The 26,183-nt window shown below is 71.3% G+C and carries 23 protein-coding genes; 13 read left to right on the top strand and 10 right to left on the bottom strand.

Translation table 11 applies throughout. The annotated features are described in order from the left end of the window. The first annotated feature begins 136 nt into the window (after positions 1-136). Positions 137-874 (top strand): dienelactone hydrolase family protein, encoded by a 738-nt coding sequence (locus AB0H93_RS00270; RefSeq protein WP_358565005.1) that lies wholly within the window; start codon positions 137-139, stop codon positions 872-874. A gap of 6 nt (positions 875-880) precedes the next feature. Here the strand turns inward: AB0H93_RS00270 and AB0H93_RS00265 are convergent, their stop codons facing one another. Beyond that, complete coding sequence (locus tag AB0H93_RS00265) at positions 881-2,065, bottom strand: esterase-like activity of phytase family protein (protein WP_358565002.1); 1,185 nt, start codon at positions 2,063-2,065, stop codon at positions 881-883. A 42-nt stretch (positions 2,066-2,107) separates the two neighbouring features. Beyond that, complete coding sequence (locus tag AB0H93_RS00260) at positions 2,108-2,992, bottom strand: LysR family transcriptional regulator (protein ID WP_358564999.1); 885 nt, start codon at positions 2,990-2,992, stop codon at positions 2,108-2,110. A 213-nt stretch (positions 2,993-3,205) separates the two neighbouring features. Between AB0H93_RS00260 and AB0H93_RS00255 the strand changes: the two genes are divergently transcribed. Next, positions 3,206-4,453, top strand: a complete 1,248-nt coding sequence (locus AB0H93_RS00255) for an MFS transporter (RefSeq protein WP_358564996.1) — start codon at positions 3,206-3,208, stop codon at positions 4,451-4,453. Positions 4,454-4,472: 19 nt separating this feature from the next. Continuing rightward, positions 4,473-5,717 (top strand): FAD-dependent oxidoreductase, encoded by a 1,245-nt coding sequence (locus tag AB0H93_RS00250; protein ID WP_358564993.1) that lies wholly within the window; start codon positions 4,473-4,475, stop codon positions 5,715-5,717. Between the two features lies 1 nt (position 5,718). Here AB0H93_RS00250 and AB0H93_RS00245 read toward each other — a convergent pair whose 3' ends face one another. Next, on the bottom strand, positions 5,719-6,462 hold the full coding sequence (locus tag AB0H93_RS00245) for a helix-turn-helix transcriptional regulator (RefSeq protein ID WP_358564990.1): 744 nt from the start codon (positions 6,460-6,462) through the stop codon (positions 5,719-5,721). Between the two features lie 3 nt (positions 6,463-6,465). Here AB0H93_RS00245 and AB0H93_RS00240 point away from each other — a divergent pair, with 3 nt between their 5' ends. Beyond that, entirely contained in the window at positions 6,466-7,680 is a 1,215-nt protein-coding gene (locus tag AB0H93_RS00240) for an MFS transporter (protein ID WP_358564987.1), read from the top strand. On the opposite strand, the gene AB0H93_RS00235 is transcribed toward AB0H93_RS00240, so the two are convergent. The 4 genes from AB0H93_RS00235 to pqqC are packed head-to-tail and all read right to left on the bottom strand — an operon-like array spanning position 7,677 to position 12,232. Then, positions 7,677-9,266 carry a DNA polymerase ligase N-terminal domain-containing protein gene (locus AB0H93_RS00235; RefSeq protein ID WP_358564984.1) on the bottom strand — a complete coding sequence of 530 codons (1,590 nt, stop codon included), beginning with the start codon at positions 9,264-9,266 and terminating at the stop codon, positions 7,677-7,679. The genes AB0H93_RS00240 and AB0H93_RS00235 overlap by 4 nt on opposite strands. 46 nt (positions 9,267-9,312) lie before the next feature. Next, complete coding sequence (gene pqqB, locus AB0H93_RS00230) at positions 9,313-10,182, bottom strand: pyrroloquinoline quinone biosynthesis protein PqqB (protein WP_358564981.1); 870 nt, start codon at positions 10,180-10,182, stop codon at positions 9,313-9,315. Next, complete coding sequence (gene pqqE, locus AB0H93_RS00225; protein WP_358564978.1) at positions 10,182-11,546, bottom strand: pyrroloquinoline quinone biosynthesis protein PqqE; 1,365 nt, start codon at positions 11,544-11,546, stop codon at positions 10,182-10,184. Before pqqE ends, pqqB begins: the two co-directional genes overlap by 1 nt. After that, positions 11,537-12,232 (bottom strand): pyrroloquinoline-quinone synthase PqqC, encoded by a 696-nt coding sequence (gene pqqC / locus AB0H93_RS00220; RefSeq protein ID WP_358564975.1) that lies wholly within the window; start codon positions 12,230-12,232, stop codon positions 11,537-11,539. Before pqqC ends, pqqE begins: the two co-directional genes overlap by 10 nt. A 385-nt stretch (positions 12,233-12,617) precedes the next feature. Here pqqC and AB0H93_RS00215 point away from each other — a divergent pair, with 385 nt between their 5' ends. Both AB0H93_RS00215 and AB0H93_RS00210 read left to right on the top strand, forming a co-directional pair. Next, a complete protein-coding gene (locus AB0H93_RS00215; protein ID WP_358564972.1) occupies positions 12,618-13,730 on the top strand; it encodes an FAD-dependent oxidoreductase in 1,113 nt (370 codons plus the stop codon). A 35-nt stretch (positions 13,731-13,765) separates the two neighbouring features. Then, positions 13,766-14,521: a lipoate--protein ligase family protein gene (locus tag AB0H93_RS00210; protein WP_358564969.1), complete on the top strand. Its 756-nt coding sequence runs from the start codon at positions 13,766-13,768 to the stop codon at positions 14,519-14,521. 7 nt (positions 14,522-14,528) lie between these two features. Here AB0H93_RS00210 and AB0H93_RS00205 read toward each other — a convergent pair whose 3' ends face one another. Continuing rightward, positions 14,529-16,022: an MFS transporter gene (locus AB0H93_RS00205; RefSeq protein ID WP_358564966.1), complete on the bottom strand. Its 1,494-nt coding sequence runs from the start codon at positions 16,020-16,022 to the stop codon at positions 14,529-14,531. Positions 16,023-16,198: 176 nt separating this feature from the next. Here AB0H93_RS00205 and AB0H93_RS00200 point away from each other — a divergent pair, with 176 nt between their 5' ends. Further along, entirely contained in the window at positions 16,199-16,972 is a 774-nt protein-coding gene (locus tag AB0H93_RS00200) for a phosphotransferase (protein WP_358564963.1), read from the top strand. An 8-nt stretch (positions 16,973-16,980) separates the two neighbouring features. Here the strand turns inward: AB0H93_RS00200 and AB0H93_RS00195 are convergent, their stop codons facing one another. Together AB0H93_RS00195 and AB0H93_RS00190 are read right to left on the bottom strand one after the other, a co-directional pair. Next, the gene (locus AB0H93_RS00195) at positions 16,981-17,661 is read right to left on the bottom strand and encodes a class I SAM-dependent methyltransferase (protein ID WP_358564960.1); all 681 of its coding nucleotides are present in this window, start codon (positions 17,659-17,661) and stop codon (positions 16,981-16,983) included. A gap of 337 nt (positions 17,662-17,998) precedes the next feature. Further along, positions 17,999-19,348 (bottom strand): DUF222 domain-containing protein, encoded by a 1,350-nt coding sequence (locus AB0H93_RS00190; protein ID WP_358564957.1) that lies wholly within the window; start codon positions 19,346-19,348, stop codon positions 17,999-18,001. Positions 19,349-19,968: 620 nt separating this feature from the next. Between AB0H93_RS00190 and AB0H93_RS00185 the strand changes: the two genes are divergently transcribed. From AB0H93_RS00185 to AB0H93_RS00160, 6 genes are read left to right on the top strand one after another with little or no spacing between them, the layout of a single operon-like run. Beyond that, a complete protein-coding gene (locus AB0H93_RS00185) occupies positions 19,969-21,231 on the top strand; it encodes an ATP-grasp domain-containing protein (RefSeq protein ID WP_358564954.1) in 1,263 nt (420 codons plus the stop codon). Further along, positions 21,228-22,022 carry a DUF364 domain-containing protein gene (locus AB0H93_RS00180; protein ID WP_358564951.1) on the top strand — a complete coding sequence of 265 codons (795 nt, stop codon included), beginning with the start codon at positions 21,228-21,230 and terminating at the stop codon, positions 22,020-22,022. The genes AB0H93_RS00185 and AB0H93_RS00180 overlap by 4 nt, the downstream gene beginning before the upstream one ends. After that, entirely contained in the window at positions 22,022-23,077 is a 1,056-nt protein-coding gene (locus tag AB0H93_RS00175; RefSeq protein WP_358564948.1) for a PLP-dependent cysteine synthase family protein, read from the top strand. The genes AB0H93_RS00180 and AB0H93_RS00175 overlap by 1 nt, the downstream gene beginning before the upstream one ends. Next, positions 23,074-24,093 carry a dipeptide epimerase gene (locus AB0H93_RS00170; protein ID WP_358564945.1) on the top strand — a complete coding sequence of 340 codons (1,020 nt, stop codon included), beginning with the start codon at positions 23,074-23,076 and terminating at the stop codon, positions 24,091-24,093. Before AB0H93_RS00175 ends, AB0H93_RS00170 begins: the two co-directional genes overlap by 4 nt. Further along, positions 24,090-25,379, top strand: coding sequence for an MFS transporter (locus tag AB0H93_RS00165; RefSeq protein WP_358564942.1), 1,290 nt, complete (start codon positions 24,090-24,092; stop codon positions 25,377-25,379). Before AB0H93_RS00170 ends, AB0H93_RS00165 begins: the two co-directional genes overlap by 4 nt. Further along, on the top strand, positions 25,346-26,143 hold the full coding sequence (locus AB0H93_RS00160) for a class I SAM-dependent methyltransferase (RefSeq protein WP_358564939.1): 798 nt from the start codon (positions 25,346-25,348) through the stop codon (positions 26,141-26,143). Before AB0H93_RS00165 ends, AB0H93_RS00160 begins: the two co-directional genes overlap by 34 nt. The last annotated feature ends 40 nt before the right edge of the window (positions 26,144-26,183 follow it).

Below are 26,183 nucleotides of genomic sequence, written 5' to 3'. Positions count from 1 at the left end.
GGCCGGGGCGCGGCAAAGGCGACTGCCCGTCAAGGATCCGTCAACGCCCGGCTCCGCCGGCTGGACCACCCGGTGGCCGGATCCGCCGTATCGTCGTGTTGATCAGTCGGCGAACCGCAGATCCCCGGAGGACTCCGTGCCCGCACCCACGGCCATCGACCTGACCCCGCGCAGCACCGCCCTCGGCGGTTCCCGGAAGCTGACCGGTCACCTCGCGAAGCCGGCCGGGCCCGGCCCGTGGCCCGGCGTGGTGGTCGTCCACGAGGCGTTCGGCGTCGACGACGTCATGCTGCGGCAGGCCGAGCGGATGGCCGAGGCCGGCTACCTGGCGCTGCTGCCGGACCTGTTCACCGACGGCGGCACCCGGCGCTGCCTGGTCCCGACCATGCGCGCGGCGCTGTCCGGTCGCGGCCGCGCCTACGCCGACCTGGAGGCGGCCCGCACCGAGCTGGCCGACCGGCCGGACTGCACCGGCAAGGTCGGCCTCATCGGCTTCTGCATGGGCGGCTCCTTCGCGCTGGTCGCCGCGGGCCGCGGCATCTACGACGCGGCCTCGGCGAACTACGGCCAGCTGCCCAAGGACATCGACCGCGCGCTCGCCGAGGCCTGCCCGGTCGTCGGCAGCTACGGCGGCCGCGACGGGATGCTGAAGGGCGCCGCGGCGAAGCTCGACGCCGCCCTCGAACGTGCCGGAATCCCGCACGACGTCAAGGAATACCCGGAGGCGGGCCACTCGTTCCTCAACGACGCGGAGAACGCGCCGAGGATCATGCGTCCGCTCCTGCGGATCTCCGGCGCCGGCCCGCACCCCGAATCCGCCGCCGACGCCTGGCGGCGGATCGAGGACTTCTTCGCCGAGCACCTGAAGTCGTGAACCAGGTCAGGGGACGGCGATGGCGATCAGCTGGGTCTGCTGCCGGGTCGAGAAGTTGTTGTCGCTGACCACCAGCAGCACCCGCTCGCCGGTGGGCAGGCGCGGTCCCCAGCTGATGCCCTCCACGTTGTCGGTGTAGGGCAGCCCGATCTCGTCGAGGTCGACCAGCAGCTCCTTCTGCACGGGGCGGAACCCGCCGTCGGCCAGCGAGTGCCGGTCGATCACGTCGTCGGCGCCGTCGGTGCTGAACTCGAAGATGCGGCCCTTGGTGCCGACGCCGGCGGCATAGCCGCGCTCCAGCGCGAGGAAGCGGCCCGGCTGCTCGTCGGCGAGCAGCGACGAGATCCCGTTGGTGTTCCAGTCGTTCGGCGGCTGCGGCTGCGCGAACAGCGGCTCCACCGGGTACGCGTACTGGGCGATCGGGCGGCCCGCCCGGTCGTGCACCGTGATCCGGCTGAAGGCGCCGTGGTCGGCGTTGGCCGGCGGCCCGTCCTGCTCCAGCGGGCCTTCCAGCGCGGAGACGATCCGCATGCCGTCGGCGGTGTAGGCGAGGCCCTCGAAGGTCTCGTTGACGCGCGGGCCCGTTTCACCCATCGTCATCTTCTCGTTCGGCGCGGTCGGCAGGTCCCGCACGTACCAGCCGTCGCGGTGCGAGATCCGCAGCGCCGGGTCGAGCAGCACCGTGCCGCGGGCCGAGCCGTCGGCCGGGACGTTGCGCTGCCCCTCGTTGGTCCAGGCGACGTCGCCGGAGAGCGGATCGACCCGCAGTTCCTCCGGATCCACGGTGCCCATGACGTTCCGCAGGGCGCGCGGCGTCCGATGCTGCTCCTCGCGCCAGGTGTCGATCGTCGGGTAGGTCGTGCCGCCCGGGCGGCGGAAGATCCGGGCGCCGGTGAACGTCACGTCGCCGACGCCGTCCTCGGTCACCGAGACGGTGGCGCGGTAGTAGCGGGCCGGGGCGTAGTCCGACCAGTCATCGCTGACGAAGACGAAGTCCCCGCTGCGGCGGTCGTAGTCCACGGAGGACAGGCCGCCGACCGGGGTGCCGTCCACCTGCAGGTCGTGCGGCACCACGTAGGTGCCCAGCAGCCGGGCCGAGTCGGATTCCGCTGCCGCGGCGGGGAATGCGGCGGGGACGAGGCACAGCGCGGCGGCAGCGGCGAGCACCGCCGATGGGGTTCGGGTTCGCATGATCAGCAGCCAACCGGGCGCCCCTCGGCAGCGCCAGCTCGATCACTCCACCGGGCGAACCGCGCGGCGCGAGATCAACTCCGCCACCTGCTCGACGACCGGCCGGGTGCTCGCCTGCCACACCACCCAGGTGGTCAGTTCCAGCGGCGGGTCGACCAGCGGCACCCACGGCCAGCCGGGCAGCAGCCGCCGGGCGGAGTGCTCGGTGAGCAGCACCGCCTCGGCCTCGGTCGCCTCGGCGCAGGCCAGCGCGTGCTCGGAGAACTGCGCGAACCGCCACAGTGGAACGGCGCCCGCGTCGTGCGCCGCGACGATCAGCCGGTCGTGCGCGACCGGCACCTGCTCGCGGCCGTGCGCCAGGAGCCGCAGGTTGTCGAGATCCCGGACGCGGCAGGCGCTGCGCCCCGCCAGCCGGTGCCCGGCCCGCACCGCGATCCCGAAGGCCTGGTCGAAGAGCCGGGTGCCGCGCAGCGCCAGCGGTCGCTCGTGCACCAGCCCCAGATCGAGCCGTCCCTCCCGGACCATGCGCAGCTGGTCGGTACTGCTCGCCTCGGTCAGCGTCACCGACGCGTGCGGGATCTCGGCGCGCAGCGCCGCCAGCGTCTCCAGGACCCAGTCGGCGGCCAGCCCCGGCGGGATGCCGATGTCGACGACCTCGCGGGTGTGCTCGCTCGCCGAATGCGCCGCGTCGCGGCTCGCGTCGGCCAGGCGCAGCAGGAGCAGCGCGTGCTGGTGCAGGGCGATGCCCGCCGGGGTCAGGGTCGTGCCGGTCGGCGTGCGCTCGAACAACGTGACGCCCACGTCCCGCTCGAGCTGGCGGAGTTGCCTGCTCAGCGATGGCTGCGTCAGGTGCAGGCGTTCCGCGGCACGGGACATCGAGCGCTCGCTCGCGACGGCGACGAAGTACCGCAGATGGCGCAGTTCCATTTCACCTCCATGCAGTAGCCATGCCTGCGAAGCATGGCCTATCTGATTAGGTGGTATTGGACGTCGCGCTGTCAAGAAGGTGTACTTCCCGAAGTCGCACGTCCTATCTGGAATCCTCGTCGGTGGCAGGGCGGCGCACCAGTCTCGGCGCGCCGAACCTCTGCCTGATGAGCAGGACGTCGCAACCGGATCGCAGAAAGCGAGCGCTCAACGATGAGTCCCATCCCGACCGCCAGCGGAGTGCGCCACCCGTACCGGTGGGTCGTACTCCTGTTGTCCTGGGCGGCGTTCACCATGACCGCGGTGGACCGTTCCACGTGGGGACCTGCGTCTGTCGCGGTCGGCGAGCACCTGGGGGTCTCGCTGGCCGGGCTCGGCGTCTTCGCCACCGGTTACTACGTGGGCTACGTCATCTCCAACGCGGGCGGCGGCTTCCTGACCGACTGGCTCGGCGGGCGGATGGTCATCGCCTCCACCCTGTTCGTGGCCGGCGGGTTCATGATCCTGTTCGGTGAGACCACATCGGTGGCGATGGGCATCGCGTTCCAGGCCTGCATCGGCGTGTTCGCCGGGTGCGACTACTCGGCCGGCGTGAAGCTGATCTCGCAGTGGTTCCCGGCCAAGGACCGCGGGCTGGCGATGGGCATCTTCATGACCGCCACCTCGCTGGGCACGGTGATCGCCAACGCGATCGTGCCGAGCCTCATCGAGTCCTCCGGCTGGCAGACCTCGTACCACGTGTTCGGCGCGGCCTCGATGGTCGTCGCGGTGCTGTGCTTCTTCTTGCTGCGCAACGGATCCGAGAGCGCCGAATCCTCGGCGCGGGAGGTGCCGAAGCTGGGCTCGCTGCTGCGCAACCGGGATCTCTTCCTGCTCGGGCTGGCCGGGTTCGGCGGGCTCTGGGGCACCTACGGCTTCATCACCTGGTCCAACGCCCTGATGATCAAGGGCAGTCACGTCTCCCCGGTGCAGGCCGGCGTGGTCGTCGCGATCTTCGGCATCGCGGCGGTGGTGGCCAAGCCGCTCATCGGCGTGATCAGCGACGTGTTCGGCGGCAAGCGCAAGGTCCTGACCATCATCGTGCTCGGCGCCTTCGTGGTCACCCTCCTGCTGTTCGGCACGGCGACCAACCTGACCGCGTTCATGTGGATCGCGCCGTTCCTCGGCATCGCCGCCTACGTCTACAGCCCGCTGATGGTCGCGCTCATCCCGAACCTCTCCGGGGTGCGGCTGGCCGGTTCGGCGGCCGGCGCCACCAACGCGTTCTGGCAGCTCGGCAGCACGATCGTGCCGGTGGTGCTCGGCGTCGTCTTCCAGGCCACCGGATCGTTCTTCCTGGCCTTCGCCACGCTCGCCGCCGGGCCGCTGCTCGGCATGGTGCTGATGCTCGGGGTGCGGGAGCACGGCGCCGCCCCGCCGGCCGACGACAAGACCGGCGACACCGCCAAAGCTGTTGCTTGACGAGGAAAGTGGAGCGAACGTGACCCAGCACTACGACGTGATCGTGGCCGGCGGCGGATCCGGCGGGGTGGCCGCCGCGATCGGGGCCAGCCGCGCCGGTGCCCGGACCCTGCTGATCGAGCGCGGGCCGTGCCTCGGCGGCGCGGCGACCCTCCGCAACGTGGTGACCTACTGCGGCCTCTACACGCGCGACGACAAGCAGCAGGCCGTCTTCGGCGTCGCCGGCGAGGTGATCACCGCGCTGCGCGAGATGGGCGCGATCAGCGAGCCGACCAGGTTCACCGCGGTGGCGGCGGTTTTCGATCCCGAGAGCGTCAAGCGCGTCTCCGACGAGCTGTGCGCGCAGGCCGGGGTCGACGTCCTGCTGCACACCCACGTGCTGGGCGCCGACCGCGAAGGCGACCGGGTCACCGCGGTGCGCGTCGCCGACCACTCGGGGATCCACGAGTTCACCGCGAAGGCCTTCGTGGACGCCACCGGCGAGGCCGACCTGGCCCACCACGCAGGGGCGGAGGTCCGCTACGGCAACGACGGCTGGGTGCAGAACGGCACGCTCGGGGTGCGCTTCGGCGGCATCCCCGCGGATGCCGAGGTCACCAGGGAGGCCATCGGCGCCGCGGTGCGCGCGGCGAAGAAGGCCGGCGCGCCCGATCTGACCGCGGAAAGCGGGCTCATCGCGCGGATGCCGATCTCCGGCGACCTCATCACCTACCTGGCCGACGAGGGCTACGACGCGCGCAGCGCGGCGGACACCACCCGCGCCGAGATCGGCGCCCGGCGGCAGGCGCAGGCGTACCTGCAGGTGGTCCGCTCGTTGCCCGGCTGCGGCGGGGCGTACATCGTCAGCACCGGGCCGGAGATGGGCACGCGCGAGTCCCGGCACCTCGTCGGCCGGTACCGGTTCACGGAGAAGGAGGTGCTCCAGCCCGGCCCGGTCGACGACGCGGTCGCGATCGGCGCCTGGCCGATCGAGTACCACCCGGGCCCGGGCATCCCGTCGGAGTGGAAGTTCATCGGCGACCCCGGTTTCTACGGGATTCCGCTGGACGTCCTGCACAGCCGGGACACGCCGAACCTCTTCGCCGCCGGGCGCACCGTCGACGGCGACCGCGGCGCGGGCGCGTCGCTGCGCGCCATGGGCACGGCGTTCGCCACCGGGCACGCGGCCGGTGTCGCGGCCGCCTTCACCGCAGCCGGCGGCGACGCCGGCACCGAGGCGGTGCGGGCCGAGCTCAACCGCCAGGGCGCCCGGCTGCCCGAATGACTCAGCGGTTGCGCCGATCGCCCGGCGTGTGGCCGAAGGTGCGGCGGAACACCTCGATGAAGGCGCTCGTGGACGCCCAGCCCGTCCGGTGCGCCACCGTGGTGACGGCCTCACCTTCGGCCAGCAGTCGCAGCCCGTGGTGGAGCCGCAACTGCGTCCGCCACTGCGGGAAGGTCATCCGCATCTCGGCCCGGAACAGGCGGCTGAGCGTGCGCTCGCTGGCCCCGACCTGCGCGCCCAGCGCGGCAAGCGTGCGCTGATCGGCCGGATCCCCGGCGAGGATCGCGCACACCGCGGCGAGCCTCGGGTCGCGCGCGGTCGGCAGGCGCACCGGCTGCTGCGGAGCCCGGCGCAGCTGGTCGAGCAGCACCGAGCGCATGCGATCCCGCTCGGCCGCGTCGTAGTCGTTCTCCCTGGTGTAGGCCAGGATCAGCTCGCGCAGCAGCGGGCCGACGGCCAGCACCGCGGGCGAGGTAAGCCCCAGCGGGTTGTCGGTGGTGGGCAGGCCGACGGTGTGGAGGTCGGTTTCGCCGTAGGCGCGGTGTTCGTGCACCGTCCCCGCCGGAACCCACACCGCGCGGGTGCCGGGGGCGATCCAGCTTCCCGCGTCCGTCGTCACCGACAGGACGCCGCGCCCGGCGTAGACGATCTGGTTGTCGTCGTGCCGGTGCGCATCCACTTCGGAGCCGGGCGGCAGGAACCGCAGCGTGGTGGGCGCCCGCGGCGTGTGGCGGATTCTCGACACAACATGGCAGTTTATCGGAAGCGGGACAACCGCCGCCTGCCGGACGATCGCACCGTGACGCAAGGAAGAACTCGATCTGTTGGTCTGCTGGCCGTCGGGCACGCAGGCGTGGACATCTACCAGGGAGCGGTGCCTGCCGTCGTCCCGTTCCTGGTGCTGGAGCGGCAGTACGGCTACGTCGCGGTGTCCGGCATCGTGCTGGCGGCGACGTTGCTGTCGTCCGTCGTGCAGCCGGTGTTCGGGGCGCTCACCGACCGGGTGCGGATGCCGTGGCTGATCCCGGTGAGCATGGTGACCGCGGGGCTGGGCGTGGCGCTGTGCGGGGTCGGCGACTCCTACGTCCTCACGTGGCTGGCGGTCGCGCTGTCCGGGCTGGGCGTGGCGGCCTACCACCCGGAGTCGGCCCGGCTCGCGCGCGCCGCCTCCGGCGGCAACCACCTGGCGATGAGCTGGTTCTCCCTCGGCGGCAACATCGGTTTCGCGCTCGCGCCGATCGTGGTGACCCCGATCCTCGCCGCGGGCGGCCTGTCGGCCTCGCCGTGGCTGATCATCCCGGCCCTGCTCGGCGGGCTGGTGACCACCGCCGTGCTCCGCTCGCTGATCGCCGGTTCCGCGGCGACCGGCGGCGCCAAGGCCGATCGGGGCCGCGACGACTGGCCGGTCTTCATCCGCCTGACGGGAATCGTCATCGCCCGGTCGATCGTCTACATCGGACTGAGCGCGTTCGTCGCGCTGTGGGTGCAGCAACGCGTGGGCGGCGGCGAGACCGCCGGCGCGGCGGCGTTGTTCGTGCTGTTCGCCGGCGGAGCGGCGGGCACCGTGCTCGGCGGCAAGCTGGCCACGGTGTGGGGCCGCATCCGCGCTCTGCGGCTGTCGTACGCGGCGTCCATCCCCGCAGTCGCCGGTGTGGTCTACGCTCCCGGTGTCTCCGTGTACGTCTTCGTGGCGCTCGCCGCGGTCCTGCTGTACATCCCGTTCTCGCTGCACGTCACGCTGGGCCAGGACTACCTGCCGAACCGGGTCGGCACCGCCAGCGGCGTGACGCTCGGCCTGGCGGTGAGCGTCGGAGGCGTCGCCACGCCGGTGCTCGGCGCGATCGCCGAGGCGACGTCGCTGCAAACGGCGCTGACGACGCTGCTGGTGTTCCCGGTCGTCGCCTGGCTGCTCGGGCGAACCCTGCACGAGCCGGCCGCCCTGGAGGTCGCGGCGGCCCGCTAGACCGGCGGCAGCCGCTGTTCGACGCCGAGGAGCGCGGAGAACGGGTCGCCGACCGCCGCGATCCGGTCCAGGACGGTGCGGATCGTCCACCGGTCCGGGGCCAGGTCCGGGTCGTCGAGCTCGTCCCACTCCAGCGGTACGGACACCGGCGCGCCCGGCCGCGGGCGGGCGCTGTAGGGGGCGACGAGCGTCTTGTTGATGACGTTCTGGGTGTAGTCCAGCCGGGCCAGGCCGCGGCGGTCCTGCTTCGTCCACGCCCAGCTGACCAGCTCGGGGACGATGCCGCCGACGGCCTTGGACACCTTCTCCACCCAGGCCCGGGTCTCCGCGTAGGTGTAGCGCGGCTCGACCGGCACCCAGATCTGGATGCCGCGCTGCCCGGTCACCTTCGGGCGGGCCTCGAGGCCGAGGTGCTCCATCGCGGTCCGGTGCAGGCGGGCGAGGACGAGCACCTCGTCGAACGTCGTCCGGCTGCCCGGGTCGATGTCGAACAGCGCCCAGGTCGGGTGGTGGACGTCGGCGGCGAGCGAGGTCCACGCGTGCAGCTCCAGCGCCGCGTAGTTGGCCAGCCAGGCGAGCGCGGGAACGCTGTCCGGCACGAGGTACCACTGCGTGTCGCCCGGCTCGGCGTCCTCGTAGCGCCAGCGGCGGAGCCAGCCGGGCGCGTGGCTCGGGACTTCCTTGTGCCAGAAGCCCGGTTGGTCCACGCCGTTGGGGAAGCGGTGCGAATTCAGCGGCCGGTCGACGAGGTACGGCAGCATCACCGGGGCGATCAGCGCGTGGTAGCGGATCAGGTCGCGCTTGGTCACCGGGGCCTCGCCGCCGTGGCCCGGGAACAGCACCTTGTCGAGGTTGGTCAGCGCGAGATCCCGCCCGGCCAGCCGCCAGCGGCCCTTGGCGCCGAGCTCGTCGAGCGCCGCCAGCTCGCCCGCGGTGGGCGGCTCCCACCGCTCAGCCGCCGCGCGGGACTTGTTGGTGCCCAAGGGAATTTCGGCCTCCGATGGCGGGAGGTCGCTGCGCCACATCGCCTCCGGTGCGACGGCGACCTCCTCGTTGGTGCGCCCGCTCTTCACCGACCGCGGGTGGTCCTCCGGATCCCAGCCGGGTTCGGCGTGCTCGTCCTTCTTGTGCAGCAACAGCCACTGCTTCTCGCCGCGCCGCACCAGCACGAACCGGCCCGCCAGCTTCTCGCCGTGCAGGTCGAAGTGCAGCGTCCCGGCCTCGATCGCGGCGGCCGGATCCTCGTCCACGGAATCCCAGGTGCCCCGATCCCAGACGATGACGTCGCCACCGCCGTACTCGCCGGCCGGGATGGTGCCCTCGAAATCGGCGTACTCCAGCGGGTGGTCCTCGACCTGCACCGCCATGCGCCGCGCCGCCGGGTCCAGCGTCGGCCCCTTGGGCACGGCCCAGCTCACGAGCACGCCGTCCAGCTCCAGCCGCAGGTCGTAGTGCCGGCGGCGGGCCCGGTGCCGTTGCACGACGAACCGGTCACCGGTCGCGCGCACCTCGCCGTCGCCGCTCGGTTCGGCGGTGCGGGTGAAGTCGCGCATCTCCCGGTACTTCGCCAGCCGCTCGTCGGTCACGTCTCCCACATACCCGATATCGGGCGCGAGCAAAAATCGGGGACGGTCAGTCCAGCACCAGGACCTGGCCTTCGGCGGCGATCTCCGCGCCGGCCCCGTGCACGTCGGCGAGCTCCGGCGCGTCGGGGTGGGCCAGCGGGTTGGTGTTGTTGAGGTGGGTGAACAAGAAGCGCGTCGCCGGGTGGCGGGCGATCTCCGGCAGGGCGGCCCGGATCGGCAGGTGCCCCATGCTGCGCGCGGGGCGATCGCTGCCGGACGCGTGCGTCAGCTCGTCCTCGGTGTGGAAGGTGCCGTCCAGCAGCACGACGTCGGCGCCGTCGATGATCCGCTCGAACGCGTCGTTCCAGGCGGGCAGGCACGGCGCGTACACCAGGCTGCGGCCGGAGCCGGTGAACCGGTAGGCGACGGCCCAGCCGGTTCCGGGCAGCTCGCGGGCGTAGCGGGGGCGCTTGTCGCTGACGCCGACGGCCTCGACCGCGAGACCGCCGGACAGCAGCCGGCGGTCGGCGATGATCTCCTGCCGCACCTCGGTGTAGTTGCCGATGACGTCCGCGATCGGAAAGGCCTGCCGAAGAGCCCGGTGAACGGTCGCGGTGGCGTAGATCGGCAGCCGGGCGGCTTCGCGCAGGGTGAGCAGGCCGAGGGTGTGGTCCAGCTCGGCGCTGGTGAGCAGGACGCCTTCGAGGGGCGTGCGCCGGGTGCCCGGCGCGGGCCGGAGTTCGGGGCTGGCCAGCAGCTGGGTGCGCAGGTCGGGCGAGGCGTTCACCAGGTACCAGGAGGTTCCGTCGCCGCTGATCGCCAGGCAGTCCTGGCTGCGCGCCACGCCGAGTTCCGCGGCCCGGCTGCAGCTCCGGCACCCGCAGTTCCACTGTGGAAGGCCGCCGCCCGCGGCGGTGCCGAGGATGCGGACCCGCATCACATCCGCCTCGGGACGGCGGGCCGCGGCTCGAACTCGGCGCGGACCAGGTCGTGGTGCTCGGACAGCGAGCAGGCCGGATCGGTCGCGGCCGCATCGCCCACCAGCTGGTAGGCCTGGCAGCGGCAGCCGCCGAAGTCGACGTCCTTGAGCGCGCAGCTGCGGCAGGGATCCGGCATCCACCCGGTGCCGCGGAAGCGGTTGAACGCCGCCGAATCGAACCAGATCGAATCCAGCGCCGAATCGCGCACCGACGGCGCGTCCAGCTCGGGCAGCTGGGCGGCGGAGGGACAGGGGAGCACGTCGCCGTTGGGCGCCACCGCGAGCTGCCGGTTGCCCCAGCCGTAGTTGCACGGCTTGGGGCGCGGGCTGAAGTAGTCCGCGGCCACGTACACGATCTCCAGCCGGTCGCCGTAGCGCTCGCGGGCCACCGCCGCGTCGGCGTCGGCCCGCTGCACCTGTTCGCGGCTGGGCATCAGCGCGGCGCGGTTGCGCAAGGCCCAGCCGTAGAACTGGGTGTTGGCCAGCTCCACGCGTTCGGCGCCGAAGCCCACCGCGAGTTCGACGATGTCGAGCAGCCGCCCGATGTTGCCGCGGTGCAGCACGGCGTTGACGGTCATCGGCAGCCCGGCCGCCACGATGCTGCGCGCGACGTCCAGCTTGCGGTCGTGCGCCCGGCGCCCGGCGATGACGTCCGCGGACGTCGCGGCGGAGTCCTGCACCGACAGCTGGACGTGATCGAGGCCTGCGGCGGCGAGCTCGCGCAACCGTCGCAGCGGCAGGGAGAAACCGCTGGTGACCAGGTTCGTGTACATGCCGTGCTCGCGGGCGGCCGCGACGAGGTCGACCAGGTCGCGGCGCAACGCCGGCTCGCCGCCGGAGAGGTGCAGTTGCAGGACGCCGATGGACCGGGCCTGCTCGATGACGCGCAACCAGGTCCCGGTGTCCAGCTCGTCCCGGTAGTCGGCCAGGTTCAAGGGGTTCGAGCAGTACGTGCACTGCAACGGGCACCGGTAGGTCAGCTCGGCCAGCAGCCCCAGGGGCAAACCGGCCCGCGCCGCTCCCGGCTGCTGCCCGGACTCCGCGACGCCGACCGGCTCGGCACCCAGCACGCGGCGCCGGTCCAGGTCCGAGAGCAGTTCGAGCACGGATTCGGCGGTCGCGCCCCGGTACGCGGCGGCGAGCTCAGCGGCGATGTCGGTGACCGTGCGCCTGGCGTCGCACCGGCGCACGATGTCGGCCGCCGTGTCGTTGAGCAGCAGCACGCCTTCCGGGTACAGCAAGGCGTGCTTGCCGCGGACCCGGTCGCGGACGAACCGGACCCCGCGCCGCAACCCGGGGCGGCTGTCGACGGTCACGCCCATGACTGTCCTTTGTAGTCGATGGCGTCCAACATCGCCCAGAGCACATCGCACTTGAACGAAAGCGCTCGCACCGCGGCGTCCTGCTGCTCGCGCGTCACGCAGTGCTTCAGCACGACCCCGAGCGTGACGGAGCTGTCCGCGCGGGCGGCCGGGATGCGGCGCTCGAAGTAGGCAAGGCCGCCGGGTTCGATCCAGTCGTAGTGGCGCTTCCAGGCCGCCATCCGGTCGGCCATGTGCCCGGGTGAGAACATCTCCGTCAGCGCCGCGGCCACGCCCTCGATCCACGGTTTCCGGCGGCAGAAGTCCAGGTACGCGTCGACGGCGAACCTAACACCGGGCAGCACGTGTCGCTCGTCGACCACCTCGTCCCGCTGCAGGCCGACGGCCTCGCCGAGCACCAGCCAGTCGTGCAGGCCGCCGTCGGCATCGCCGGCCCCGTCCTGGAAGGCGATCCGCTCGCCCCAGATCCGCCGCACCTCGGGCAGCGGGCAGTTCGCCACGATGGCCGCGTTCTTCTGCGGCAAATGCCGCTGGTAGTACCACCTGTTGGCCACCCAGAGCCGAACTTCCGCGGCGCTGCAGCGGCCATCGTGCAGCCGCAGGTGAAAGGGATGGTGCGCCCAGTAGCGATTAGCCAACCGCTGCAGCGATTCCCGGAATTCGGATTCGGCCAGCGGCTGCGTCACCGATTGCCGTCGTGCGCGTAAGCGGTGACCTCGGGACGGGTCTCGTACTGCTCGACCAGCGGCGGAGTCCAGCTCGGCGGCGCGGGAGCGGGGGCGGATTCGGAAGGAGCGGCCATCACGAGACCTCCAATTCGCAAGGAGAACAAGCGAACCCGAACCGTACAAGTGGCGCGCGGCCGAGATCAAGATTTCGGCACCCGGACAACACGACCGCCGCAACCAATACGCCGAACGCCGGAATTGCGTCTCGCATCGGCGAATCCGGGGAATGAAACAATCCGGCCATTGTCCGCATGGGTGATCTGGGTCACATGATGTCACACTTCGGTCCGATGTTCCGTTCCTCCTTCGCGCGTGGCAGCGCAGACCTTGGGAGGACGGGATCATGGCTATTCGGGTTGTGGTTGTCGGGGCTGGTTACGCCGGGTTGGCCGCCGCGAAGCTCGTGGCTCGGTGGACCGATGCCGCGGTGACGTTGATCAACGCCGAGGACCGGTTCGTCGAGCGGGTCCGGTTGCACCAGCTCGCCGCCGGGCAGCAGCTGCGGGACCTGCCGCTGGCGGACCTGATCGCGGGCACCGGCGTGCACCTGGTCGTCGACCGGGTGACCGGGATCGACGCGGAGGAGAAGGCCGTGCGGCTGGCGAACTCGGCCCGTGCCGTGCGGTACGACGTGCTGATCTACGCACTGGGCAGTGCGGCGGACATGGATTCGGTGCCCGGCGTCGCGGAGCACGCCTACACCGTGGCCACCGCCGACGAGGCCGTGCGATTGCGGGAACGCATCGACGACAGCGCCGTCGTCGCGGTGGTCGGCGGCGGGCTGACCGGCATCGAAGCCGCCGCCGAGCTGGCCGAGGCGCATCCCGCCCTGAAGGTCCGGCTCGTGAACGGGAGCGACCTCGGCGCCGGGCTCTCCCGGCGCGGACGCGACTACCTGCGGCGCACCTTCGACCGGCTCGGCGTCGAAGTGCTCGAACACGCGAGGGTTTCCGAAGTGCGAGAGGACGGGCTTGTGCTGGCCGACGGTGAGCACATCGGCGCCGACACCGTGGTGTGGGCGACCGGTTTCACGGTGCCGGAGCTCGCCCGCGAGGCCGGTCTCGCCGTCGACGAGCAGGGCAGGCTGGTCGTGGACGAGATGCTGCGTTCGGTCTCGCACCCGGAGGTGACCGGGATCGGCGACGCGGCGGCGGTGCGCCTGCGGAGCGGGCAGAAGCTGCGGATGGCGTGCGCGACGGGGCTTCCGTCGGCTCAGCACGCCGCCCGGGCGATCGCCGATCGGCTGGCCGGGCGGGCGCCGAGGCCGATCCGCTTCCGCTACCTCAACCAGTGCATCAGCCTCGGCAGGCGAGACGCGCTGGTCCAGTTCGTGCACGCCGACGACAGCCCGCGCGAAGCGGTGCTGACCGGCCGGAAGGCCGCGCTGTACAAGGAAGCCATCGTGCGCGGCACGATCCTCTTCGAGCGGTACCCGGTCATCCCGACCTCGCTGTAGCCGGACCGGCGATTTCCGGCCAGTAGAATCGGCGTGTGGAGCTCTTTCGCGGCGCGCTCGGCGTCGGTTCGGACCAGGCACTGGAGGTCGCGGTCGCGCATGCGATGCTGCGCCGCGTCAGCGGCGGCGAGGCGGGGCCGGCCGTGCGCGTGTACCGGCCGGACACCCGCGTCGTCGCCTTCGGCAGGCGGGACACCCTGCTACCGGGTTTCCCCGCCGCAGTCCGCGCCGTCCGGGACGCCGGGTTCACGCCGGTCCTGCGCGCCCCCGGCGGTCGCGCGGTGGCCTACACGGAGCGCTCGCTGGTGGTCGACCACGTCGGCCCGGACCCCGGCTACCTGGCGGGCATGGACGAGCGGTTCGTGGGTTACGCCGAGCTGTGGGCAGACGTGCTGCGCAAGCACGGCGTCGGCGCGCAGGTCGGTGCGGTGCCGGGGGAGTACTGCCCGGGCGCGCACAGCGTGAACGCGCGAGGCCGGGTGAAGCTGGTCGGCACCGCGCAGCGGATGGTGCGCGGTGCCTGGTTGTTCAGCGCGGTGGCGATCTTCGGCGACGACGAGCTGCTGCGGCCGCTGCTGACCGACGTCTACCGGCATCTGGAGCTGCCCTTCGACGACGACTCGGTGGGTTCGGTGGTCGCCGAGTCGCCCGGGGCGTCCCTGGACGAGTTCGAAGCCGATGTCGTCGCGGCCTACGACGAGCGGTACGGCCTCGTCCCGGCGCACTTGACGGACGATCTGATCGGCAGGGCCCGCGACTTGGTGGCGGACCACCGCGTCGTGGACCGCTGAGCTCGCCTCACACCGCAGCGGCTTCCGGCGCGCTGGTCTTCGGTTCCGCCTGCGCGCCGGAGCGCTTGCGCAGTAGAGCCATGCCGATGACCGCGAACAGCGCGACGACGGCCGCGCTGACGATGGAAACGACCTGGAAACCGCTGGTGAAGGCGTCCCGGGCCGGTCCGAGGACGCTTTCGGGATCGGCCAGCCGTCCCGCCGCGGTCACCGCGCCGGCCATCCCGTCCGCGGCTTCGGCCGCGATGCCGGGTGGCAGGTCCGGCGGGAGCACGACCACGCCGCGGTAGACGGCGGTGGCGAGGCTGCCGAACACCGCGATGCCCATCGCGATGCCGAACTCGCCGCTGGTCTCCGACATCGCCGACGCCGCGCCCGCCTTCTGCGGCGGCACCGAGCCCACCACCATCTCGGTGCAGAGCACGCCTTGCGGGCCCATGCCGAAGCTCGCGCACGCGATGCCGATGGTCACCAGCGCAGTGCCGTTCCCGGCGTCGACCAGCACGAACAGCAGAAGCCCGGCGGCCGCGACGAGCATGCCGAAACCGAGCACGAACTCCGGCCGGAACCGCTTGGCCAGCCGCGGCGCGATCAGCGACCCGACCACCACGGCGCCGGCCTGCGGCACCATCAGGACACCGGCCTCCAGCGCCGACAACCCGGCGACCAGCTGGAAGTACTGGCTGACCAGCATGAAGATGCCGCCCATGGTGATCGCGCCGACGAGCACGATGCCCAGCGCGGCGCTGAAGGTGCGAACCCGGAACAACCGCAGGTCCAGCATGGGATCGGCGATCCGCCGCTGCCGCCGCACGAAGACCACGCCGAGAGCGAGCCCGGCGACCAGCGCCAGCATGTTCGGCACCTGCGGCCCGTACTTGGCGAGTTCCTTGAGCGCGTAGACGATCGGCAGGATCGTGCCCAGCGACAACCCCACGCTGACGAGGTCCAGCTTGCCCGCGTTCTCATCGCGGTATTCCGGCAGCAGCGCGGGGGCGGTCACCAGCAGCAGGATCATGACCGGCACGCCCATCAGGAAGACCGAGCCCCACCAGAAGTTCTCCAACAGCACTCCGCCGACGACCGGCCCGATCACCATGCCGCCCATGAAACAGCTCATCCAGACCGCGATGGCGGTGCTGCGCTGCCGGGTGTCCTGGAACATGTTGCTGATCAGCGCCAACGTCGAGGGCATCAGGGTGGCCCCGGCGACGCCCAGCAGCACCCGCGCGGCGATCAGCATCGCGGGGCTGGGCGCGAAGGCCGCGGCGATCGACGCGATGCCGAACCCGGCGCCGCCGATCATCAGCAGCTTCCGGCGCCCGATCCGGTCGCCGAGGGTGCCCATGGTGACCAGCAGACCGGCGATCATGAAGCCGTAGCTGTCGATGATCCACAGCAGCTCGGTGCTGGTGGGCTGCAGGTCGGCGGCGAGGTGCGGCACGGCGAGGTGCAGCACGCTCATGTCCAACGACAGCAGGAGGGTCGGAAAGGCGAGCACCGCAAGCCCGATCCACTCACGACGTCCTGCCCTCGGTGTCGTATCCACGCTCGAAGCCCTTTCCTCCGGCGACCGCTCCCGCGGTGCCGTCCCGCTGTCGTCGTGAGTATTGACGCCGGCCGCAACGGGATTTAATCGGTGGATGCCCGTGCTCTACTGAAAAGGTGGAAAGTGGTGTGGCGGAACCGGTGAACATCGACGGTGGTTGGGACAGTGCGGCGACGTTGGTCGAAGGCCGCTGGATCGAGCGCCGGCCGCGGCGACCGGAAGTAGCCGATCGCCTGCGCATGGAAACCGAGTTGATGCCGTGGCTCGCGCCGCAGCTGCCGCTCGACGTGCCCGAGCCGCATGTCGTGGCGACGGAACCGCTGGTGGTCCGGCACGAATTGGTGGTAGGTGAGCCCCTTTCCGAGCCCACCGCCGAGCACGGCCGCCAGCTGGGAGCCTTTCTACGAGCGCTGCACGCCGTAGACCCGGCCGAGGCAGCCCGTCATGGTGTGCAGGGCCCAGAACCGGCAGTTCGCGAGCTCGCCGAAATCGTGGAGAGGTTCCGGGCCGACGTACTGCCACTGGTCCCCGCCGAACAACACGGCACGGCCCGGTCCTTGCTGGACGCCTTCGAAACGCTGCCCGCCGACACCGTGGTCCACGGCGACCTCGGCCCAGAACACGTGCTGTCTGTGGAAGCCGGCCTGTCCGGGGTCATCGACTTCTCGGACGCGCACGTCGGCGATGGCGCGATCGACCTGGCATGGGCCCTGCACGCAACACCGCCGGAGTTCGCCGCCGCGCTTGCGGAGGAGTACGGGGTGACCCGGCGACTCCACGACCGAGCACTGCTGTGGCACCGGCTCGGCCCCTGGCACGAAGTCGCCCACGGTCTGGACAACGCCCTGCCGGACACCGTCCGGTCAGGATTGGACGGCGTCGTTCGCAGGCTTCTCGACTGACCGGGCCGTCAGCGGCGTTCCGCCGCGACCAGGAGGAAGTTCGGCAGCTCTACGTACGCCTCGGTGCCGTCGGAGGGTGACGCAACGGTCGGGTCGAGCCCCGGCTCGTCCAGTTCGCGCAGTCGGCAGCCGAGTCTCGTCAGCTCGTTGAGGTAGGTCGACAGCGTGCGGTGGAAGTCGGGTGCGTGGGCCTGCTCGATCGGGTACTCGCGCAGGTACTCCCGGATGCGGTACTCGCCGTGCTGCCGCCAGGTCGGCGCCAACTGCTCGAAGCACGGATGGTTGATGGAGAAGACCAAAACTCCGCCAGGCGCGAGCGATTCGACGCAGGCCCGCATCGCGGTCGACCAGTCGGGAATGGCGGCCAGCACCATGTTGGAAACCACCGCATCGAAAGGCCCACCGAGATCCGGCAGACCGCACAGGTCGGCCTGCACGTACCGGATGCCGCGCGGCTGCGCCGCCTCCTTCTTGACGGCGTAGTCGTAGAGCGCCTGGGCGGGCTCGACACCGACCACCTCGGCGCCGCGATCGGCCAGCATCCGGCTGAGATACCCGTGACCACATTCGGCGTCGAGCACCCGAACGCCATCGAGCGGCCCCAGCAACCGCAGCAAAGACGCGTTCAGCAAATGGCGGCGGCAGAAGTCGCCTTCCGGCTCCATCTGGTCCAGTACAGCTTCGGGCATCGCGGCCCATTTGCGGATCGCCGCGTCATTCGTCCACTACATGAGCATCCTTTCGACAGCTGCCGTTCGCGGATCAGGTCATTCCTCGCGCGCGCCGGTGCGGCTTCCCGTGGACGGTCGCGACGAGGTCCGGGAGTTTTCGCATCGTGAGCACCGAAGCTGAGACGACTCCCGGCAAACCGATCAATTGTGCCACGGGCGACGCTGCGTCCGAAGGCATCGGACGAGGCGCGCGGTAGCGGCGCGGTTGGTCAGCAAGGGGAGTGGTGCTCCGACAAGAATCTGCGAGCAAAGCGGACTGCGTCGTGCCACCGTCCGCCTGAATCGCATCCGGGCGTCACGATTCGCCCGCCGGGCCCCGTGGTGCGGGGATGAGCTCCCGGAGGTACTCGCGATGCTGGGCGGGCAGTGCTCTGCCGCCTGGTCTGGGTGTTCGTCTGGGGTCCACTGTGGGCGGTGGGATGAATTGGGGCCGCCCGTCGTGCATGGTGATGTCCCAGCGTTGGTTGTGGAGTGTGCGGTGGTGGTGTGCGCAGAGCATGACCATGTTGTTCAGGTCGGTGGCACCGCCGTCGGCCCAGTGCTGGACGTGGTGCGCTTCGGAAGTTCCCGGCGGTCGGTCGCACCCGGGGAAGGCACACACGCCATCGCGGCGGAGTAGCGCGGCGCGGATGTGTGTGGGTGCGGTTCGTTTCGCCCGGCCGACATCCAGCGGCATGCTGTCGCCGTCGAGGACGATGGGCAGGATTTCGGCGTCGCAGGCGATGCGGCGTGCGTTGTGGGCGGTGATGGCGCGTTCGGTGTTGAGCGTGCCGGGCATGCCGTCCTCGCCGATGACCTCCAAGCCCCGCTTGAGGTCGTCGAAGTCGATGGCGATGGTCATCTGCGGCCGTTGCCCGCCGGTGCGCGGCATTCCGTCGTGGTCCAGCGCCAGGTCCAACAGCGCAGCGAAGCCGTCGGCGTTCCGCTGCCCCACAGTCCGGGGATCCTTCTCCCCATCAACCTCAGGGCGGGGCGTGGCAAGGGGCTCGATCAACGCGGCGAACTTCGCCCCCGTCTCCCGGTCCAGCCTCGCCTTGATGACAGTCATCCCATCCCGGGTGGTGCCGTAGTACAACTCCCGTGCCTCGTGCTGGGTTTCCTCATCGCGGTAGGCGCCGTCCTGGTCGAGGAGGTAGCGGATTCGTTCGGCGAGTTTCTCCAGCTCCCTCGGCGACATCGTCCGCGCATACCCCGCAAGCGTCGCCTCAACGTCGCTGACCTGGTGGCAGCGGGCGTACTCGGGTAGGCGTCGGATTCCGTTGACGATGACGCGCGCGTGCTCTAGCCCGATCGCACCCTCCGACAGGGCGGCGGCGGTGTCGGGTAGGTCGGGTGGCATCGTCTCGCCGTACAAGCTCCTTCGGTCTTCGACGTTGCGGGCGACTGTGATGCGGGTTTTCGCGTCGCGCGGGTCGATGTTGAGCAGTCCTTGCAGCCAGACTTGGAGTGATCGGGCGGTGGTCTCGGCGTGAATGGCTCGGTGGTCGGCTTCGGCGATGTACTGCAGCTGCTCCCGCATCAGCACCCGCATCTTGGCTTCTAGTTCTTGGATGCGGGCCGTGAGTTCGGCATCGGTGCAGGACACCGCCGACGGTGCGGGCACGGCCTGCACGGTCGTGTCCTGGGTGTTCAGTAGCGGTGTCATGCCTCTATTGTCCCGCGCTAGAACATGTGTTCGCACTGTTTTTATGGTCGCTTGATCAGGTGAAACACCCGACCACAGGTCGCGAAAACCGAGTCATGTCAAGGGAAACGGTCACGACACGCCGAAGGCGACCCCATCCTCCACCAAGACCCCGCGCCACTATCGGCAATGCGCACCGTGTCCGGCGGCCAGGGGTCGGTTTCCCGCGAAGTCGAGCCATCCCCACAGCAACCCGACTCCTGTGACGGATCATCCCGCAGCCAAACCCCACCAGCCCCGGCCATCCCGAAAACGGCCACCCCGCAACGCAAGCCGCGAACCCGCCAGCCCACTCCGGGCCATCCCCGCGATACAAAGCCGCTCTGGGGCTGCGGGTCGGATGTCAAGCCTGAAACCCCGAAGGGGCGGCCGCGAGGCCGGGCTTGACCTCCGGCACGCAGCCCCCACAATCCACCCATCGTGGGGATGGCCCCAAAACACGCCAAACCTCTAAAGGTCCCAACCCCACCCCCACCCCACCCAAGACACCCCCCAAACATCACACCCCCGGGCGAATTGCCCAACCTACTGAAAACGATTATCATCACCGACCGTTGACAAGGCGTCCGAAGGGAGACGGAGTGGGCCACCTGCTGTTGGTGGAAAGCTGGGTCGGTGCGATGAGCACGTTGCTGCCGAGGAGCATCAGGGAGGGCGGCAACCGGTTCAGCTTCGTGACCCGCGACCTCCAGCACTACCTCCGGGCCAGATCGGCCCCCGGGCCGCATCCGCTGCTGGGCGCGGACAATCTGCTCACCGTCGAGACCAACGACGTGCCGAACCTGCTGGACCGCTTGGAGCGCCTGCAGCCGGTCCTCGGCTTCGACGGCGTGCTGACCTCCTGCGACTACTACCTGCCGGCGGCCGCGAAAGCCGCCGAACGGCTGGGACTCCCGGGCGCACCACCGGACGCCGTCGAGCGGGCCTGCTCGAAGGACCTCACCCGAAAGGCCCTGCGCGAAGCCGGCGTCCCGGGCCCGGCGTTCGCCCTCGCGGAGACGGCCTCCGGCCTGGAGGAAGCCGCGGAAGCACTGGGATACCCCCTGGTCATCAAGCCGGTCGACCTGTGCGCGGGCATGTTCGTGCGCAGGGTCGACGGGCCCGACCAGCTGCGCGAGGCGCACAACGAGCTGCTGGAGTTCCCGGTGAACGCGCGCGGTCAGCGGCGCAATCCCGTCGTGCTGCTGGAAGAGCTGCTCACGGGCCCCGAGGTGAGCGTGGAGACGGTGACGTTCCGGGGCGAGACCACGGTCGTCGGGGTGACGGACAAGAGCGTCGCCGGGCAGCCCTGGTTCGTCGAGTCCGGGCACATGTTCCCGGCGGCGCTGGACGCCGCGACGGCGGAGGCAGTGGCGGAAACCGCGGTCGCCGCCGTCGAAGCGCTCGGGCTGGACAACGTCGTCGGGCACACCGAGGTCAAGCTCACCCCGCAGGGCCCCCGAGTGGTGGAGGTCAACCCGCGCCCGGCGGGCAACCAGATCACCGAGCTCATCCGGCGGGTGACCGGCATCGACCTGGCCGCCGTCTACGCCCAGATCGCGCTGGGGGAGAAGCCGGACCTGCATCGAGTCGACACCGGCGCGGCGAGCGCGGCGATCTCGTTCCTGCTCCCGCCCCGGGAGGGGACGATCGCCGAGATCGGCGGGGTTGCGGAGTTGGCGGCCGATCCGGCGGTGGTCGACTGGGTCGTCAAGGACCCCGGGCACCGGGCCGGCGCCGCCACCAGCAACAACAACTACCTCGGGCACGTGATGGTCACCAGCGCCGACAGCGGGGCGGCGCGCGCCCGCGCCGAGTCGTTGCTCGCCGGGCTGGACGTGCGCTACGCGGAGGCGGGGAAGTGACTCCGCATTCGGTCGCGGACCTGACCGAGCAGGTCCTGAGTGGACGTTTCGGCGCGGACGAAGCCCAGGTCAGCGTCGGGTTCCTGACCAAGCAGGGCGTGCGGCACGCGGACCGGGCGCAGTCGTACCGGAACCACGTGCTGAGCCTGCGGGTCGAGGACGCGGTGGGCTCCTGCGCGGTGGAACCGGGGGAGGTGTCCGAAGAGGTCGTCCTCGGCTGCGTCGGGGCGCCCGTCCGCGACCTGCTGCGGAGCCCGCTGCCCGCGGTGCGCATCGCGGCACTGGACGCCTACCTGCAGTGGCTGCGCCCGCACCACGACCACGCAGAGGAAGTCGCCGTCGGGCGGGGCAACTCGCTGCAGAAGTCGTTGCACCGCGCCGAATCCGTGGTGGACCTGCTGCCCCGGAGCCGGCGGGTGCTGGTCGTCGGCGTCGTCAACTCGCTGCTGCACCACCTCCGCGAGCGCGGGACCGGCTACGTCGCGTGCGATCTCAAGGGCGGCGAGACAGAGTGGGGCGAGCCGATCGCGACCGATGCCGTGGCGGCGCTGGACGGCTGCGATGCCGTGCTGGCGTCCGGCATGGTCGTCGGCAACGGCACGTTCCAGGCGCTGCTCGACCACGCCAGGGCCACGGGCAAGCCGCTGGTCATGTTCGCCCAGTCCGCGAGCGGCATCCTGCCGTGCTTCCTGGGCGGCGGGGTCACCGCAGTCTCGGCGGAGCCCTATCCGTTCTTCTGGCTCGACGGCGGTCCCAGCACCCTCTACCGCTACCGCACGGAGGTGCGCTGATGTGGGGAAATCCCGATCTGCTCGGTCTGCTCCGGGACACCCCGCTGGCGCGGGTCAGCGCGCCGCTGCCGCATCGGCAGCCGGGGTTCTGGGCGAAGCTGGAATGCCTGAGCGCGGGCGGGATGAAGGCCCGCGCGGCGGTCTCGATGCTCACCGGGGCCCGGCGCCGCGGCGAGCTGCGACCGGGCGCGGCGGTGGTCGAGTCGACCAGCGGGACGCTCGGCGTGGGCCTGGCCTTCGCCGGGCAGGCGTTGGGGCATCCGGTGGTGCTGGTCGTGGACAGCGAGCTCGAACCGGCCATGCGGGCGCTGCTCCGGGCGCACGGCGCGTGCCTCGAAGTGGTCGACCGGCCGCATCCCGCCGGTGGTTGGCAGCAGGCCCGGCTGGACCGGGTGCAGCAGGTCCTCCGCGAGCGACCGGATGCGTTCTGGCCCGATCAGTACAACAACCCGGACAACCCGGCCGGCTACGAGGCGCTGGGGGAGGAGATCGCCCGCCAGATCGACCACGTGGACGTGCTGGTGTGCAGCGTGGGCACCGGCGGGCACAGCGCCGGCACGATCCGCGCGATCCGGCGCCGGTGGCCGCACGTGCGGTTGATCGGCGTGGACACCGTCGGCTCGACGATCTTCGGACAGCCGGCCCGGCCCCGCGTGATGCGCGGGCTGGGCAGCAGCATCCACCCGCGCAACGTCGCATATGGACAGTTCGACGAGGTGCACTGGGTGGGGCCCGGCGAGGCGGTGCAGGCCTGCCGCACGCTGGCCCGGCACGCGTTCATCACCGGCGGCTGGAGCACCGGGGCGGTGGCGCTGGTGTCGGCGTGGGCGGCGCGGGTCGAGCCGAGCGCGCAGGTGGTGACCGTGTTCCCGGACGGGCCGCACCGCTACCTCGGCACGATCTTCGACGACGACTACTGCCGCGCGCGGGGCCTGCTGGCCGGGCCGACGGCGTCCCGGCCGGTGGAGATCGCGCACCCCGCGGTGGAGGCGACGGGGTGGACGAGGTGCCGGCTCGTGTCGGATCCGCTGCTGGCGATGGAGGTTCCGGCATGAGGCTGAGCTGGGCGGTGCGGAGCCTCGCACTGCGCGAGCCGTTCCGCATCTCGCGATCGGTGATGTCCGAGCGGGATGCGGTCGTGGTGGAGATCGAGCACGACGGCGCCGTCGGCCGTGGCGAGGTCGTCACCAGCACGTACTACGGCTTGACGGTCGAGCGCATCGAGACGGAGCTGGCGGCCGCCCGGGAAGCGCTGGCGGGGGTGCGCGATCCTGGCCGGATCCCGGCGTTCAGCGCGTCGCCCGGCGTGTCGGCGGCATTGGATTCGGCCGTGCACGACCTCGTCGCGACGCTCCGCGGCGTGCCGGTCTTCGAGCTGCTGGGCACGGCGCACTGGCAGCCCGTCCCGACGGCTTACACGATCGGCATCATGCCCGTGGAGCGCGCCGTGCGGACGGCGCGCGAGCTCACCGGCCGGGGCTTCACGGTGCTCAAGGTGAAGCTCGGGGCGGGGGACGAGTGGCAGGAACTCGCGCGCCTGGCGGCGATTCGCGAGGCCGCGCCGGGCGCCCGCCTGCTGCTGGACCCCAACGGCGCGTGGGAGCCGGAGCAGGCGGTCCGGCTGCTCAAGGCGGTCGCGGAGTTCGGGATCGACGCGGTCGAGCAGCCGATCAAGCCGGGCACGCCGGACCTGCTCGCCGAGGTGGCCGCGCGGTCGCCGGTGCCGGTCATCGCCGACGAGGACGCCGCCACCGCGGCCGATGTGCGGGCCCTGGGCTCGCGGGTGCACGGGGTCAACGTGAAACTGCCGAAGTGCGGCGGAATCCGGGCCGCTCGGGAGATCGTCGGCCTCGCCCAGGACAACGGCGTGGACGTGATGCTGGGGTGCTTGGTGTCGAGTTCGCTCGGCATCGCCCCGGCCGTGCACCTCACCGGCTTCGCCCGCTGGGTCGATCTGGACGGCCACCTGCTGCTGGCGCACGACCCGTGGACCGGGATCGGCGGCGACGACGGGGTGCTGCGGATCGCCGGCGATCGCGGATTGGGGGTGCGCCCCGTGGTGTCGTTATGAAGACGTGGCGGCTGATCCGGGGTTTCCCGCCGGCCGTGCAGGTGCTGCTGGTCAACCAGCTCGGCGTCAACGCCGGTTTCTACCTGCTGGTCCCGTACCTGGCGGGATACCTCGCCCACGACCTGGGCATGTCGGCCGTGCTGGTCGGGGTCGTCCTCGGCGTGCGCAACCTCAGCCAGCAGGGCCTGTTCCTGCTGGGCGGTTCGGCAGCGGACCGGCTGGGTGCGCGGGGCGTCATCGTCGCCGGATGCGCGCTACGAGCGGTGGGCTTCGGCCTGTTCGCCCTCGGCACGTCGTTCTCGGTGCTGCTGCTGGCATCCGTGCTCAGCGGGCTGGCCGGGGCGCTGTTCAACCCGGCCGTGCGCGCCTACCTCTCGCGGGAGGCGGGCGACCGGGGCGCCGAGGCCTTCTCGCTGTTCAACATCTTCGCCAACGCCGGGGCCCTGCTGGGGCCGCTGCTGGGAAGCGTGCTGATGGTGGTCGGCTTCCGGCTGTCCGCGGTGGTCGCCGCGGTGGTCTTCGCGCTGCTGACCGTCGCGCAGGTCGCGGTCCTGCCGGTCCGCCGCGTCGAGCGGCCCGCGACGTCGGTGCTGGCGGACTGGCGGGGCGTGTTGACCGATCGCCGGTTCCTGGCCTTCACCGGGGCGCTGACCGGGATGTTCGCGCTGCAGAACCAGCTCTACCTGGTGCTGCCGATGCAGGCCGAGCGGCTCACCGGGTCCGCGGCCGCGGTGGCGGTGATCTTCCTGGTCTCCACGGCGGTGACGCTGGCGTTGCAGGTGCGGATCACCGAGCTGGCCCAGCGCCGGTGGAGCCGCGGCCGGGCCATCGGGATCGGGCTGGGGCTGATGGGCGCGGGCTTCGTCGCCACCGCGATCGCCGCGACCGCGGTCCCAGCAACACCCCCGGCGGGCGCGGGGGAGACGTTCGCCCGGCTCGCGCCGGTGCTGATCACGGCGTTGTTCCTGGCGGTCGGCGTGATGCTCGCGCAGCCGTTCGTCTACGAGCTGATCCCGTCGTTCGGCGGACGGGAGCTCGCCGGCACCTACTTCGGCGTCTTCTACCTGATTTCCGGTGTCGCGGCGGCCGCGGGCAACGCGCTGATCGGCTGGCTGACCGACCTCTCCGGCCACGAGTGGGCGTGGCTGCCCCCGGCGCTGTGCGTCCTCATCGGAGGGTGCTCGGCGCTCGCGGTGCTCGCGCTGGATCGCCGCTGCGGCATCGGACCAGACCAGAGAACGGGAGAATCGCAGTGCGCCCCAACATCGTCAGCGCCAACTTCCTGACCGACAACCCGGCCATCTACGAGCAGCGGTTCCCGGATCCCGAGCACCTCGCGGCCCGCTTCGTCGACGACGTGGTGCACCGCTTCGGATCGGGTCGGCGGCTGCTGGACGTGGGCTGCGGCACCGGCCGCGACGCCCGCTGCTGGACCGCGCTCGGCTACCGAGTCACGGGCCTGGACTGCTCGCCGCAGATGGTGGCGCACGCGCAGGAGCACTGCCCGGAGGCGGACTTCGTGGTCGCCGACATGCGGTCGTTCGGGCCCCTGCCGGCGGATTTCGACGTCATCACCTGCCTGGACAGCGCTTTCCTGTACTGCCACGGCAACGACGACGTCGATGCCTTCCTGCGGCGCTGCCACGAGCACCTGCGGCCGGGCGGTCTGCTGATCGCCGAGATGCGCAACGGCGCGTTCTTCCTGGGCAACACCGAGCTGCTCGACGGGGTGCGGGAGCAGGTGGTCGCCTGGGAAGGGGTGGAGTACCGGTCGCGCACGCGGCTGTGGATCGACCACGCGGAGCAGCTCCTGCGCCGGGAACGCCACTGGGACTGGCCGGGGCGCGCCGAGCCGTTGATCCAGCGCTCGGCGTGGCGGCTGCTGTTCCCGCAGGAAATCCGGTATTTCGCGGCACGGCACGGGTTTTCGGTCGTCGCGCTGTTCGACGAGCCCGGTCCGCGCGCCGAGACGCCGTGGCGGCGCGATGCGGCGCTGTCCACCCGGCTCAGCGGCGACCGGCTGCACGTGGTGCTGCGCCGCGACGAGTGAGGTGCGCCCCATTGGCAGGATAGATGAAAATCATTATCGT

The sequence above is a fragment of the Saccharopolyspora sp. NPDC050642 genome, assembly GCF_040654735.1.
Lineage (GTDB): Bacteria > Actinomycetota > Actinomycetes > Mycobacteriales > Pseudonocardiaceae > Saccharopolyspora > Saccharopolyspora elongata.
The sequence above is the reverse complement of the archived record's forward strand: the minus strand, read 5'-3'. Positions and strand labels throughout refer to the sequence as shown.